This window comes from Parabacteroides sp. PH5-46 (genome assembly GCF_029892785.1).
Lineage (GTDB): Bacteria > Bacteroidota > Bacteroidia > Bacteroidales > Tannerellaceae > DFXE01.
Map to the genome: position 1 here is coordinate 182,837 of NZ_JARXXA010000005.1, position 14,617 is coordinate 197,453.

Annotated in this window: 10 protein-coding genes and 1 pseudogene; 2 read left to right on the plus strand and 9 right to left on the minus strand. The window is 40.7% G+C overall.

Going from position 1 to position 14,617, the window contains the following annotated elements:
- Position 1: 1 nt before the first annotated feature.
- Positions 2–592, minus strand: a complete 591-nt coding sequence (locus M2470_RS07130) for a hypothetical protein (protein WP_280744353.1) — start codon at positions 590–592, stop codon at positions 2–4.
- Between the two features lie 353 nt (positions 593–945).
- On the opposite strand from M2470_RS07130, the gene M2470_RS07135 reads away from it, so the two are divergent.
- Complete coding sequence (locus M2470_RS07135; protein ID WP_280744354.1) at positions 946–1,800, plus strand: AraC family transcriptional regulator; 855 nt, start codon at positions 946–948, stop codon at positions 1,798–1,800.
- Position 1,801: 1 nt separating this feature from the next.
- Here M2470_RS07135 and M2470_RS07140 read toward each other — a convergent pair whose 3' ends face one another.
- The 7 genes and pseudogenes from M2470_RS07140 to M2470_RS07170 form a co-directional block, all read right to left on the minus strand.
- A complete protein-coding gene (locus M2470_RS07140) occupies positions 1,802–3,190 on the minus strand; it encodes an MFS transporter (protein WP_280744355.1) in 1,389 nt (462 codons plus the stop codon).
- Between the two features lies 1 nt (position 3,191).
- Positions 3,192–3,716 carry a TlpA disulfide reductase family protein gene (locus M2470_RS07145; protein WP_280744356.1) on the minus strand — a complete coding sequence of 175 codons (525 nt, stop codon included), beginning with the start codon at positions 3,714–3,716 and terminating at the stop codon, positions 3,192–3,194.
- Between the two features lie 160 nt (positions 3,717–3,876).
- A pseudogene (locus tag M2470_RS07150) lies at positions 3,877–4,485 on the minus strand (DUF1080 domain-containing protein); the annotation flags it as partial.
- 157 nt (positions 4,486–4,642) lie between these two features.
- Positions 4,643–6,409: a RagB/SusD family nutrient uptake outer membrane protein gene (locus tag M2470_RS07155; protein ID WP_280744357.1), complete on the minus strand. Its 1,767-nt coding sequence runs from the start codon at positions 6,407–6,409 to the stop codon at positions 4,643–4,645.
- 20 nt (positions 6,410–6,429) lie between these two features.
- Positions 6,430–9,909 carry a SusC/RagA family TonB-linked outer membrane protein gene (locus M2470_RS07160; RefSeq protein ID WP_280744358.1) on the minus strand — a complete coding sequence of 1,160 codons (3,480 nt, stop codon included), beginning with the start codon at positions 9,907–9,909 and terminating at the stop codon, positions 6,430–6,432.
- 152 nt (positions 9,910–10,061) lie between these two features.
- Complete coding sequence (locus M2470_RS07165; protein WP_280744359.1) at positions 10,062–11,015, minus strand: FecR family protein; 954 nt, start codon at positions 11,013–11,015, stop codon at positions 10,062–10,064.
- 9 nt (positions 11,016–11,024) lie between these two features.
- Positions 11,025–11,636 (minus strand): sigma-70 family RNA polymerase sigma factor, encoded by a 612-nt coding sequence (locus M2470_RS07170; protein ID WP_280744360.1) that lies wholly within the window; start codon positions 11,634–11,636, stop codon positions 11,025–11,027.
- A 281-nt stretch (positions 11,637–11,917) separates the two neighbouring features.
- Between M2470_RS07170 and M2470_RS07175 the strand changes: the two genes are divergently transcribed.
- Positions 11,918–12,817 carry a tetratricopeptide repeat protein gene (locus M2470_RS07175; RefSeq protein WP_280744361.1) on the plus strand — a complete coding sequence of 300 codons (900 nt, stop codon included), beginning with the start codon at positions 11,918–11,920 and terminating at the stop codon, positions 12,815–12,817.
- Positions 12,818–12,821: 4 nt separating this feature from the next.
- On the opposite strand, the gene M2470_RS07180 is transcribed toward M2470_RS07175, so the two are convergent.
- Positions 12,822–14,615: a hypothetical protein gene (locus M2470_RS07180; protein WP_348524213.1), complete on the minus strand. Its 1,794-nt coding sequence runs from the start codon at positions 14,613–14,615 to the stop codon at positions 12,822–12,824.
- Between the last annotated feature and the right edge of the window lie 2 nt (positions 14,616–14,617).

The window sequence follows — 14,617 nt, forward strand, 5'->3', positions numbered from 1 at the left end:
ATCAGAATAGCATTTCTACTAATTGGGGGCGTAAGAACTCCTTAAAGAAAGAGATAAATTCCTCTTCGCCAAAGGTTACCTTATAGGAACCATCAGCCGGAACAATTGTAAACGAAGCATTTTTTCCGTTTACTTTCTCTATCTTCACGCCTTTATCTAATAAATCCTTGGCATTAGACTCAAAATAGCTGGTGAGTTCTTCTGCCCCGGATGCCTGAATTGTCAGTTGCTCGTTTTTCGACCATTCTCTGGCTATTTCCAATATAACCTTTTGCATAAATGCTTTATCAGCAGCAACTGCTTTTACATTAGAGGATGTAATCTCGCCGTTAATTAAGTTTGTCACTTCGCTTTTCAAGGCTTCAACAGACTGAGAGGCGAACAATTTCAACTCGGCTTCTGTGTTCTTCTTAAGTTCCGAAGCCTGCTTTTCGGCAGCGGCAATAATACGCTTCGCTTCAGTTTCCGCTTCACTTATCATCTTCTGTTTCTGAGCGTTTGCATCGGAAATTATCCGATTAGCTTCTTCATTTCCCTTTTCTACTCCTTCACGATAGATTTTGTCGGTAAGTTCCTGAATCTTTGTATCCATTTCCGTTCTATAAATTATTTTTAGATTGTATCCTGCTGTTTTAATGCCTACAAAGTTATTATTTTCCACGAATTAACATAAAAATAAATGTGAAATCAATAAAAAAAATCAATAGCAAAAGATAATTTTTAATTGTACTCGTCCGAAACATGCAATCTTTGTTCCTAATCATGCTTGCCCTATTTAAGCCTGTTTATCGTACATTTAAGTGAATTTTGATAAAAAATAGAAGAAAAGGAGCATTTTGTGATAATAAATGAAATAATTATAATAGAAGTTATCCAAAAAGTATTGTATATTTGTGGACAAGAATAAAAAAACAATTAATTATACACAACTAACTTTAATTATATATGAAATCACTATACCCTAAAGAACATATAGCCCAAGGCTATTACATCTCTGATTTCAGTGTAGGGTTTGTTTTGAAACAAGAAAAAAAGGGAAAGACGATACAGATCAAAGAAACGCATTTGAATCATCTTCTCTTTTTACTGGAAGGAGAACTGAACGTTTCATATAACGAATTCAAGAACCATCTTTGCGTAACCGACGAGATGATATTTGTGGCAGCTGATTCAAGCCTGGTTATCGAAACCTATACAGAGGTCAGATACCTGCTACTCAGCTTTAATAATCAACTGAGCCTCTTGGAGCAATTAGACCTACAAGAGCTCAAAGAGTTTTGTAACGAACGAAACATTTTCAACAAATTAGATATACGTCCCCCCTTACACGGTGTATTGGAAAGTATTATTTTCTACCAGAGCAACAAGATACATTCGCGCCAGTTAGACGAAGCCAAGCAGAAAGAAATATTCCTTGTGTTGAAATCATTTTACACCAAACAGGAACTGGCTCGCTTCTTGAAACCCATCCTGAATCAGGATATGGACTTCAAAGCCTTTATCATCAAACATTACATGGATGCTAAGAATGTAGAAGAACTGGCTCAGATCTGCGACTTGTCAATTCGCTCCCTTACCCGCAAGTTCAAGCTGCATTTCAATGATTCACCCTACCGCTGGATGCTCAGACAAAAGTCTCATCATGTGAAAACAATGTTAGCAGACCGGAAGATTCCTATGCAACAGATTATTAAAGATTTCGGATTCAGCTCGCCTGCCCATTTTACGACCTATTGCAAAAAACATTTCGAAATGACTCCTTCTGCTTACAGAAAAGAGTTGAATGGGGGTGGAAAATAATTCAGACCTTTCTATCCCCTCGTATAGAAGACATATAGACTCCTACCAAGCATAATACGGAGCAAATAATAAAAACGACCCGCATACTGGCAAGTAATTGGGCATGTACATCAGATGATATAGGTACATTGCCCATCATCAATGACATCGCCATGATGGCAATCCCCATACTGAAGGCCTGGCCTGTCAAACGCATTGTCCCGGCTGTAGCCGATGCCATGGAATAATCTTTCTTCTCTACCGAGCTCATAATAATGTTCGTATTGGGCGACGAAAATATACCAAAGCCAAGTCCCAGAAGTACCAATAAAGCAATCAGGAAAAGTAAACTGCTTGTTTCGGAAAGAAAGCATAAGCCCAATAGACCAACGGCAATAATCCCCATTCCTAAAGTAGCCAGAAAAGTAGCCGATATTTTATCGGACAGCCTTCCCGACACAAGCGTAGCAAGCGTCTGCACGATAGACTGGGAGATCAATACCAATCCAGCATCGCGCGGAGAAAGCCCTCGGATATACTGAAGATACAAGCTAAGCATGAAAGCTATTGCAGAGGTAGACGAGTAATTGATCAATGCAGACAAGGAAGACAAGCGAAATACCCTGTTACCCAGAAACTCCCGGATATTAAAAACCGGATATGCCTGCAACTTTTCATACATAGAAAAGAACACCAAAAGAAGCGAACCTGCCCCTATCATAATAAAACTCCTTATAGCCGGAAGTTCCGAGAAGCCGTAAATCAACAGGAAAAGCCCGGCAGCATATAGTATAGAGCCTAGTACGTCAAAGGTACTCTTGGTCTCCTCTTTCCATTCATTTTTCATTATAAGCAATGCTCCGGTAACAACTACCAAGCCAATCCCTCCGGCTACGAAAAAGATACTATGCCAGTTAAAATACTGTGTAAGTAATCCGCCCAACAAAGGCCCCACAGCCAGCGATATATACACACATGCAGTATTAATACCAAAGGCACGTCCGCGCCGCTCCGGAGCTACCGACGAAGTAAGGATAGCCATACTGGTTCCAAACATCATGGCACTACCCACGCCTGACAGGCAGCGGTAGACAATCAGCTCCATTCCGGAACTTGCCAATCCGCTGGTAAACGAAAACAAGGTAAAAAGCAACACCCCACAGATAAAAACCTTCTTCCGTCCCACCATATCCGCCAGACGGGCACAAGGAACCTGAAATACGGCAGATACCAACAGGTAGGAAGTAGGGATCCAGCTCGACGTAACTACATCCAGCGAAAGGGCTTTATTAATGTATGGCAAAGCCAGATTTAGCGACGAACCCATAAATGGCACCAACGAAGATGCCATACAGATAACAAACAGTATGGAATTACTACTATTCTCTCTCGCCTTGCCTCTTGTTTCCATTTTATTGTTTTATAATCTTATAGAGCAGTTCTTCGGGTGAAATTTCAAGGGTTTCAATCGCTTTCCATTCAATCTGCCCGGTTTCGTTTATAACATATAAACGGGGGATGGTGCTATTGGCAAAAAGGGAAAAGACATCCCTCTTGGGGTCAAGATACTTAGGCATCGTATAGCCTTGTTCCGCCCAATAATTATTAACTGCCGATGCGGTTTCCTCTCTTGATATAGTTATCAGCAGGTAGTCCGGATTGTCTTTCAGATACGGCCATACGTATTTATCAATCTGGGGCAATACTTTCCGGCAATCCGGACAGGTAGAGGCAAACAATATAAGCAACGAACGTTTCCCTTCAAAAGCGGAAGACATAAAGGTATTACCCTCATCGTCCGATACCGTAAAAGCGGGAACCGAATCACCTACATCTACATAATCAATAATTTCGTAAAGCCTTTCTCCTCCGTCTTTTACACACGACGTGAACGCAAAAAGCAAGACTCCCAAACACACTATATACCTATTAATCATATCAATATATTTGCTTATTCTTCATTATCCTGCAAAGATACGCTTTACTTTCTAAAAATAAACCTGTCGAAACTTTTCCTATCTTTGGCGATAGTTTGAGAATATAAAAAGAAGGGTGTGTCAAAAGCCTGCTTTTGACACACCCTTCTTTTCTTTTTAATTATTTACTTTTCAATTCCTTTATCCGGATATTTCTGAATTTTACAGGTGAACCATGACCTAAAAAGGCGATATGCCCTTTAACGTTAAAAAGGCCCGGGTGTTCTCTTCCATCTGCCGGTCCATTTTTCGTTGCTTCTCGGATATTTCCATCTAGGATTATCTCTCCATTTAAAGAAATTTTAATCTGATCGCCATCTGCAATCACCTCTTGCTCATTCCATTCACCAACCGATCTAAGATATCCCCGTTTGGCTGGTATTATACCGTATACGGAACCATGATATTGATATTCTTTCAGGTCTTTGTACATCGGATGTTCACTGTCGAGTATTTGTAGTTCCATTCCTACGTAAGCAGCATCTCCTTCGAGAGGCGTACGTATTCCCAAACCGTTGTTAGCACCAGGTGTTAACTGGAATTCAAAGCGTAATATAAAATTATCAAATTCATCCAGGGTGTATAGATTACCCCCTGACCCACTACCGGGAACTAAAGAAATCACCCCTTCCTCTACCGTATAATCGGTTTTATTACCTGTCCATTGGTCCAAGTCACAACCATTGAACAGTATATGAAATCCCTCCGTCTTTTCTTCCGGTTTCAATTCTATCTTATTATTCTGCGCCACACCTATACTTACAGCGGATAAGATAAGCGCACAACTTATCAAAAATAGTCTCATAAATATTCTTCACTGAGGTTATTAAATGATGGGGCTGTTCTTATAATTCTTTTAAAAAGAACAGCCCCATCCGATTTATAGATTAATCGAGTGCAGGATTAAAAGTTCCGCCCCAGTTACTATTTTGTTCCAGATTCGGATTTTTATCAATCACTCCCTGTTGGATCGGGAAGAAATAGTAAGTATCAGGCAAAGTATTTATCTTGACACCCGTTTGAGGCACTTGCAATAAACTATATACAAAGTCCTTTTCGGTTAGTTCATTCCGTTCAGCTTTTGCTTTAGCTTCTCCGATTGGCATTTCAGTTCCGTCCGGATTGATTGCGATAGCCTCCACTCCGTATTTGGTTTTATTATCTAACCGATCCAGCATTCTTAAACGGCGTAAATCCCAAAATTGATGTCCTTCAAAGCAGAACTCAATATTCCGCTCAGCAAGTATCAATTCACGAACGTCTTCTCTGTTTGTAGTCGAAATTCCGTAATTGCCATCAACTCCAGGTTCGATACCTGCCCGTTGACGGATTTCTTTCAATAGGGAAATGGCAATATCCGTTTTACCAGTTTCATTAGCGGTCTCTGCATAATTCAGCATTACTTCCGCAAAGCGCATGATAATATAATCCAGATCATATTGCATTATCTCCGACTGTTTCAAAGATAAATCACTTCCTTTTCGGACAAAGAATCCGCTATATCGGTCGAGATTGGCTGAGTTTATTCCTGCACTTGGATTTACACCAAAATTATCCAGATCTGCTGCTACGCCCAATGAGGTGTATTGCCGGTTACCGGTTTTACCTGCAACTTCATAAAGTCCTCCATTCCACACGATAGAATTTTCAAAGCGTTTATCCCTGTTTTTCCAGTAATTTTGCAGGAATGCCTCATCAGTCATATAATATTTAGATGTGGGATCATTATACCGTTTCCCATCCAACATGAGAAAATCTTTAATTATATCCCAGCTGGGGGTAACTAAAGCCTCATTATTACTTTCAGAACCCGGTCTCACGCGTTCCCAATTTGTCGTTTTATTGGGATATGCATTAATCACGGAAAATACGACTTCCGGGCCTCTTTCGACAGTGAAGATATCACCAACATCAGCGGTTAAAGCATAGCCTAACCCCTTTAGTTTATTATACGCCTGTTCGTTTGCCGTATAAGCCTCTTGCCAGTAAGCATTATTCCAGGGATTATTCGGATTAAATTGTGGAGAAGCTTTGTATAATAAGACCTTTGCCTTGAATGCAGTGGCAAAACAAGCATCTATTTTACCATAATCGCCAGATGTCGAATTTATCCTTTCAGGAAGAAGTGCTATTGCCTTATCTAAATCCTGAATCATAAAGTTGAAACACTCTTTTGTCGTATTTCTTTTTACATATAAGTCATCCTCATCTTTGTCTTGCGGAACGGTAAGATAAGGCACACCTCCGTGGTAGTAAACCATTTTGAAATAAACATAAGCTCTGAGGAACAATGCCTGTGCTATTATTTCATTTTTAAAACCGGATGACAGATTACCTGTTTCCACTTTTTGCAAAGCTTCGTTGATCAGTCGGATCTTACTATACTCCCATAGTTTAAATTCACCATTACTTATCGTGATCCGGTCCGGATAAAAGGCAATACCAATCAGTTGCTGGTTTTTCTGATCTTCGTAAAGATTCCAATTGCCAAAAATATTCCCGTATAAATTGGCCATGTAGGCATTTACCAGTTTCTCATCATTCCAAACCAGATCCGCATCATAATTATATATATTATCGATATCCAGGGTATCGCAACTATGAATAGAAAAAAGTGCGGAAACCCCAATTAGCAGATATGCTATCTTTTTCATATATTTCATATTTTATATTTTTAGAATTTTATATCAAGCCCGAAAGTGAACGATTTCATCAAAGGATAAGAATCGTAACACTGTTGTTCAGGATCGTGGTATTTGTTCATCGGAGAAATAACAAACAGGTTGGATCCATTGAAAAATATTTGCGCATCGATTAGTCCGATAAACGAAATAAGATTCTTAGGAAGCTGGTAGCCTATATTCAGATTCTTCAATCTTAAATAAGCGCCATTTTTAATCCAGAAAGATTGTTCACCTGTACCCGACTCATACCAGTTGTTACCAATTACCCGAGGGTATTTGGCGTTCGGATTCTCCGGAGTCCAGACATCATCCGTCCAGATCGGATAATAAGGACGCTCTGTACCACCATGCTGACGAATACCCGGGCCATCTGAATTACTTACCATTCGGTCATACATACCTACACCCTGGAAGTGAGCATCTATGGTTATACCTTTCCAGGTTATACTACCTCCAAAACCATAATTAATACGTGGGGAACCATTCTTGGAAAGAAGTTGAATATCATTCCCGTCTATTTTACCATCCGGTCCATCCGAATATCCGTCTCCCCTGATATCTTCAAAATAAAGTCCTCCCAGATACGGATCACGGCCAAACTGTTTAAAGCCTTTTGCCAGTAGTTCGTCCAGCTGCTCTTGCGTACGTACCATTCCCAGGGTTTTATATCCTGTAAGCATGTTTAAAGGTTTGCCTACTTTGGAAAGCGATTCAAGCCCCCCTCCGGAAAGATAAGTGGCCGATTCATCTAATTTGTCCCATTTATCCTTAGAATATCCGATATTCCCATATACCGAATAATTGATCTCTCCATTCAATGCTTTATCACGCCACATGGCATTAAATTCCCATCCACGCCAAGACCTTTCCGCATAGTTTTCTGGAGCCAGCTCCTGACCGTAATTATCCGGGATTGTTACGATCCGGGATCCTAAGATATCCGATTCTTTCCTGTAAAACGCATCAAACGAACCCGACAAACGATTCTGCAATACCGCAAAGTCCAATCCGCCATTATATGTTTTTGAAGTTACCCAAGTTAAGTAGGGATTAGGAGTTGCTCCGGGCTTGATCCCCAGATTCTGGTTATTGCCCCATATATAAGAGGTTCCGGACACATACGAATTGATATAAGAGAACGGAGAAATACGTTTATTGTCTACATTTAGGTCATTCCCTGTTGTTCCATACGACGCTCTGATTTTCAAATTATCCAACCAATCTCTTGTGCTTGCCATAAAGTTTTCCTCACTGATTCGCCAGGCGGCAGATACCGAGGGGAAGAAGCCCCAACGTTTACTTTTCGGAAAAAGAGAATTTCCATCATAACGGAAGGAGAACTCAGCAATATACTTTTGCGCATACATGTAATTGAAGCGACCAATCCAAGACAAACGGCCACCGTTTACTTCATTGGCATTCCCATACCTGCGTTCGGTATCTGTGGAATAAACGAACATCTGGTCGAAGTTTGTCAACGGATTCTCTGCTTTTGCATGTACTTTTTCTCCTCCATTGGATGCCTGTTCCCAAACAACAGTAGCGGCCACATCATGCTTGCCGAAGCTGTTGTTGTAATTCAGAAACCAGTTTAATTGTTCGCTCCATAATGAATGAACATCATAGCTCAAGAACTCCTGACTTTGCCCAAATGTAAAAATATTAGTTTTATTCAAATCGGGAGGAGCAGGTATAAACCGATTATCGCTTGCATTTAGTGGCGCCCATACATAATTCTCCTGAAAAGTAAGAAACTTCTTTCTCATCATGTCATTTCCAATATAGTTGGCTGCAAATTTCGTAGACAAACCCGGAATTAATGAGCTTAAATCAATATCCAAAGATAAAATAGCATTCATTTCCCGTTTACGTGTCTTGATATACCTGTCACCTAATACCTGATCAATCACACTCCATGCTTGCCAGCTTCCCATAGGCGTTTGCACCGGATAATTCGTTATATGATCGGCTGGTGTTCCATCAGCGTCGAGATAAAACGGATAGGTTTTAGGCCAGTTGAATGTACAACGGTATAAATCGGATACATTTTGATCATCATCACCTACAAATGGCCAATAAAATCTTTTTTGATTCTGTTGATTCGCTGAAATATTCAGATTCATCTTTATCCAATTGGTGATCTTAGCCGTTACATTGGAACGTAGATTGAATTTGTCATTCTCCAGAGATTTATAAGACCCCTCTTCTCCGATATAACTAAATAATGCATAATAAGTGATTCTTTCACTTCCACCGGAAACATCAATGGAATGTTTCGTATTCCAAGGATTTTGCCAAATGTAATCATTTACGTTATAATTTCTGTCTTTAAAATATTCAAATTCTTTTTCTCCGTTAGGAATGGCATTTCCCTTATATTCTGCTACACGATTCTGATAGATCAATTCATCTACAGCTGTAAACTTATCAGAAAACAATTCCTGAGTCGGATTCATAAACGTATAAGATCCCTGATACCTGAATGTGGGTTTTGAAAGGGAGTCACCGGTTTTTGTCGTAACTAAAACGACTCCGTTACCAGCCTGAGAACCATAAATAGAGGCGGTTGCCGCATCTTTCAAAAAGCTCAACTGGTCTATTTCATTGGCTTCCAACGCATCAAAAGCATCTTTATCACGGACAATTCCATCAATAACAAACAGAGGTTCACCAAACCCTCCACGCATACGTATGGTAGAAGAAGAACCTATTAATCCGGAGTTTCCGACAATATTTACACCAGGCGCCCTACCGGCTAAGGTATTAGACAGGTTGGTAGCCGATATATTACTTAGCTCAGATGTTTTTATAGCTGTTATAGCACCTGTCATATTTACCTTTTTCTGGGTTCCATAACCAACCACCACCACTTCATCTAATGTTCGTGAATCTTCTTTCAAAGTGATTTGGAAATCAGTCTGACCTTTTATCTGAATCTCCTGATTGAGATAACCGATATAAGATATTTGCAAAATTCCATTTTCAGAAACAGAAAATAAAAATTCTCCATCCATATTGGTAATAACACCATTGGTCGTTCCTTTTTCCACGACATTCGCGCCAATTACAGGCTCACCATGTTCATCGGTAACCGTTCCGGTTATATTCTTTTTAGTATCTGTCTCGAACTGTTTTCTTACCGACAGATAAATTTGATTATTTTCTCTCTTTTCATAAATCAAACCTGTCTCCTTCAACAAGTTGCCTAAAACAACATCTATCGATTGGTTATTGACTTCGAACGATACAGTTCTATCTAAATCAGGTAGCTGATTACTGTAGAAGAAACGGTAATCGGTGGATCGTTCGATCGTTCGCAAAGCCTGTTTGATGGTTTGTTGTTTGACTCTTACTGTTACCTGTGAGAAAACAGAAGTAGAAATGAATAGAAATAAGAGGGCGGAACCAAGCGCTCTCATAACCTTTCCTTTTTCGGGAAAGGGAGAAATGGTTTTTAATTTTTTATTCATACTTTTGTGTAATAAATAAAGGTTAATTAATAGAGAACGGCGATTTTACGTTGCACTGTTCTCGTGATTGACTAATGACAAGGGAAGGTGTTGCAAGCACTTTCCCTTTTTTGTGCTGTTCTTTTCTATGTCATACATATCGTTTTTAAGGGTTAATCACTTGATAATTCTATCACATCGTTCCGCTTCTTATAGGTAATCGAAGAGGTAAATTGTAAAGCATAGAGCGTGGATTGCAGGCTGGCATTTTTCAATGTTCCTGTGAATGTGATGTCTTTCAGTTTCTCGCTTCTGACTTCAAACTTCACATTGTAATTTCGTTCCAGCAGTCGGATAATATTTAACACCGGTTCGTCATCGAAAACCATTTCGTCATTCATCCATGCGATGAACAATCGGTCATCTTCCACTTTTTTCTTTGCCATCTGAATACCCGATGGAGAATACATCGCCACTTCACCCGGTTGTAAGTAGAAAGATTCGTGTGGAGACGAGACCAGTACACTACCCTCCGAGAGGTAAGTCTGGATATCCTCCGCAGGATAAGCCTGAATATTAAAGGAAGTGCCTAATGCCTGTATCTGAATGTCACCGGCATTTACGACAAAGGGGGATTGCGAATCTTTGGCCACTTCAAAATAGGCTTCGCCAATCAGCTCTACCTGTCGTTGTTTCCCGTTGAAACGACTACCATAGCGCAATTGGGAGTCGGCGTTCAAATGCACTTTGGTTCCATCGGGTAAAAGAATATCCGACTTCTGCCCCTGCCCTACTTCCACAATCATATCAGAATATTTAGTTAACAACCGGTTTTCATTCCAAAAGAATAGCGCTACCACACCAACGCCAACGATAGCTGCGCAGGAGGCTACCCGCATCAGTATTCGCCGTGTCATTTTCTTTTTCGGATGAACGGCTTTGCAGATCGCATTATACACACGCTCATCCGATGATTCGGGGATCTGCCCGAAAGAGCTGTTCCATATTTCCTCGAAATCGTCTTCCCAGATATCCGGATTATTCAACATACCGGCCAGCTGTCGTTTATCATTGACAGTCGCCTTGTCTTCATAGAATTTATCGAGGAGTTTGATATGTTTGTTCATAATCTTTTTCTAAAATAATTGTAAAACAATGAAGTAAAATAACAAGAGAATAGAATTGACCAAGTCTCCCCGGGTTGTTTTCAACATCCGGACCAGGAATTTAGTAGATTGCTTCAAATGGCTTTCCACCGTATTTTCCGATATATTCAGTCGATTGGCTATTTCTTTCTGTGAAAGATGTTCGATATGTTTCAGCCGGTAAACTCTTTGCCGGGCAGGTGGCAACATGGAAATAATACGCTCTACCTCTTCGAGCAACAAATTCAACTCGACTTCGTTTTCAACAAAATTCTCTGCTTCCCGGACGTTCTCTATTTCAGCGATCATCAGTTGTTCCTGGACCCGCTTGCCGGTTTCCCTCAAAAACAGATTCCGGGATATTTTTTTCAGGTAGCTCTGAAAGGAATATTCGATAACGATTTTCTTCCGGTTCTCCCAGATAATAATAAATGCTTCCTGCACAATTTCCTCTGCCATGGAATAGTTTCCATGCGAAAGTCGGATGACAAACTGGAAAAGAACATGTTTGTACCTGTTATAAAGCTCTGTAAAAGCTTTAAAGTTATCAGACATGATCTCCCTCATTAATTCCGGGTCTGATAATTGCCTGATTTTACGCATATGTGGTTCTATTACTATGCATGACACATTCTATCATTTATATATAAGAGACTTTAAGTCGTAGGTTTCCGTGATTCTAAAGCAAATAATTAACTTTATTTCACATATAATATAAATAGGGTAACGAAAGATTTTTTCAATTCATGACTCACTATATGCAAACATACAGAAAAACAATTACTCTTTGCCGCTTGAAAAAGATATGTAAGTTCATTTTTCATGAATCGAAAACAGACTACATGTCATAACTCTCCTTATCTTTGGCGGAGAAAAGAAAAATAATGAAATCAGGAATACAACAGTTTATTTTGCTTTGCATGCTTCTGGTGGTTGCTCCGGGCATCTACGGGCAGGAGAAGGCAGATAGCCTTATCCTGCAGGGTATCCGCTTTCATGACGCGCATAAATACAGGAAAGCCATCGAAGCATACAAGCAGGCATTAGAGATAGAGCCTGATTCGCCCACAGCGCTTTATGAGCTCTCCTTATCCTTACTTGAAACAAAGGATTACCCGTCTGTCATCCAATATAGCGACCGCCTGATAGCTCTGAACAACGAGCATTCGCCTTTGGCCTACAACCTCAAAGGATCGAGCCTGAACTACCTGAAGCGAACGGAAGAGGCCATCGAGGTGTATATAGAAGGGATTAATAAATACGACAATATCGCTTTACTACACTTCAACCTGGCAATAGCCTACTTCACCCAAAAGGATTTCGAGAAGGCCAGAGATACCTTTGTGGAGGCTATTTTCCTCGACCCTCAGTATGCAGGAAGCCATCTGAACCTGGCTCGTACAATGGTGAACCTGGACAGATGGCCGGAAGCCCTGCTCTGCTTTTATTACTTCCTGCTGCTTGAAAACGATACGCAGCGAGGCATTATTGCTTACGAAAGCATCCTTGAGCAGTTGGATATAACGACTGCCAACATGGATTTGTTCCGCTTGAAAACAGAAGAATTCCTGGAGAAAGCCAGAGGCCTGAAAGAGCTAAAAATAATGAGCGGTTTCTGGTCTGACTTCTATATACCCTTCTTTGAAACAGCCTATGAAAAGGGCCTCCTCGAAGATTTATGTTATTACATCAGCCTATATTTCAATAAGGATGCCAACAACTGGGGCAAGAAAAATGAAGCCCGCCTGGATCATTTCACTTCCTGGTTGGAAAATTGGCAATAACATCTTAGTCCAGCACACAGCGCACAGAAAAAGCGAATGCACTAGGAGTTATATTCGTAGTTACTTTTGCTGAAGAAAAGGATAGATTGTAGCCAAACATATTTAAAGATAAAACCGAACTCGCTGCCCAGAGATTACCTTCTAAACCTTGATTATTAGCCACACCATTTACCCTATTTCGATTCCCGGTTACCGGTAGATAAAGTATATCTTTCCCATCATCAGATTTGATTTCTAAGCGTTTATTGTTTATATCCCATTTTATCCTACCCGTTTCAGAGTAACCCTCATTTTTGTAGATAGTCGTTATAGCCGTTAGTTCATCCAACGTAGGTACACGCCAGCCATCCGGACAAGGTCCCTGGCGATTGTCGCCCGACCAAAGGTCATCTCTGAGATCAGTTAACCAACTATAGGTAGTTTTCGACCCATTAATAAACTTATCTTTAGCAGTCCCCGTTGTAGCTGTTACCAAATCCAAAGGACCTTGAATCGTATCGGTAATGGTTCCTGTTCCTGCTGCGTAGGTGAAGCCTATATTACGCCCCCATTGGTAAAGTAAACCATGATGTTTTACATCCGTAGTAATGCCTACTTCCGATGCTCCTACGTTCACCGGAGCCCAATAAACGCCACCAACCAGTACCGGTTTTTCTTTCGTGCTAACGTAAGCGGGGATACTTTTAATGTAGAAGGTATCTCTTTCTTCCGGCTGGGCATTGTTTACGATTTCTATCCGTGTGTGAAGAAGAGTCTTTTGTACAGGAATACTTATTTGGTGTTCCTGCAAATAACCTGCAGCATATGTCAGAATAGGTTCCGGGGAAGTAACTGTTACTTTTTCGGTTCCATCACCTGTGCCGTATAAGTAAGTGACATCTACGCGTGTACCGGAAAAGTTATAGGTTTTAACCGGAATTTTTAAGGTGGCTGTAGCTGTGGCATTCGTAGCATCACAGATATTACCACTCAGTATAGTACCCGCTCCGATAACAGTAGCAGTACCTACTATCATTTTGTCGGTTTCAGGTACAGCTGTATGCTCGCCGCCATCATCCGCCCAGTCAACAGCAGAGATCTCAAGATTGGGTTTATTAGCCTCTATTGTCTTTACACTCAAAACGTAACGCTTATTGGCTTCTATTGTCTGCTCACTTTTCAGGCTGTAGATACGGCCTTCACCCATAAACGTACCCTCAAACGAAATGACCAACTTGTCTGCCCCCATCTCTGTAGGGTAGATATAGAAAAGGCTTTCGATAGGGGTAGCGGTGTTAGCATTTGCCTCAGCCGCATAATCTATCAAGGGCAGAGTACCTGTTGCCAGCGTTGGCTTAGGACTACCCGTAGCTCCTCCAAACACATAACCCTGCAAGTTTACATTCTCTATAATAATTTTTTCTACTGTAAAATTGGTTTGAGTCGCATCGTTTATAATATCAAAGCGGGCTACACGACGTGTCAGTTTTACTTGCAAATCGCCTGCTTGAACGTTTTCCACATCGTTTATTTCCTTGCGGGCTGTCATCAGAAGCGGAGTTTTCAGTAGTCCGCTCTGCACATCCGACAGGCGTTCCAGAAAGTCGGCTTCCGTAGTAGCTCCGGCATTGATATTTGCCAAGGATGAGGCATTACCCTCTCCGTTCGCTACAAAATAAAAGATATGTTTACCCGTACGTCCGGTTACGTCTATCGTAGCCGTAAGGTCTGTACCCTGCTGCTTAAAGTCACTTCCACCTACACGGAAGACCTTTTGCAAAAGGCTAGGTTTGCTTTCTGCAGAATTATCCTTAAACATAT

Coding starts and splice junctions, on each gene's coding strand:
- M2470_RS07130 (WP_280744353.1), bottom strand. CDS start 592: ATGGATACAAAGATTCAGGAACTTACCGACAAAATCTATCGTGAAGGA.
- M2470_RS07135 (WP_280744354.1), top strand. CDS start 946: ATGAAATCACTATACCCTAAAGAACATATAGCCCAAGGCTATTACATC.
- M2470_RS07140 (WP_280744355.1), bottom strand. CDS start 3,190: ATGGAAACAAGAGGCAAGGCGAGAGAGAATAGTAGTAATTCCATACTG.
- M2470_RS07145 (WP_280744356.1), bottom strand. CDS start 3,716: ATGATTAATAGGTATATAGTGTGTTTGGGAGTCTTGCTTTTTGCGTTC.
- M2470_RS07155 (WP_280744357.1), bottom strand. CDS start 6,409: ATGAAAAAGATAGCATATCTGCTAATTGGGGTTTCCGCACTTTTTTCT.
- M2470_RS07160 (WP_280744358.1), bottom strand. CDS start 9,909: ATGAATAAAAAATTAAAAACCATTTCTCCCTTTCCCGAAAAAGGAAAG.
- M2470_RS07165 (WP_280744359.1), bottom strand. CDS start 11,015: ATGAACAAACATATCAAACTCCTCGATAAATTCTATGAAGACAAGGCG.
- M2470_RS07170 (WP_280744360.1), bottom strand. CDS start 11,636: ATGCGTAAAATCAGGCAATTATCAGACCCGGAATTAATGAGGGAGATC.
- M2470_RS07175 (WP_280744361.1), top strand. CDS start 11,918: ATGAAATCAGGAATACAACAGTTTATTTTGCTTTGCATGCTTCTGGTG.
- M2470_RS07180 (WP_348524213.1), bottom strand. CDS start 14,615: ATGTTTAAGGATAATTCTGCAGAAAGCAAACCTAGCCTTTTGCAAAAG.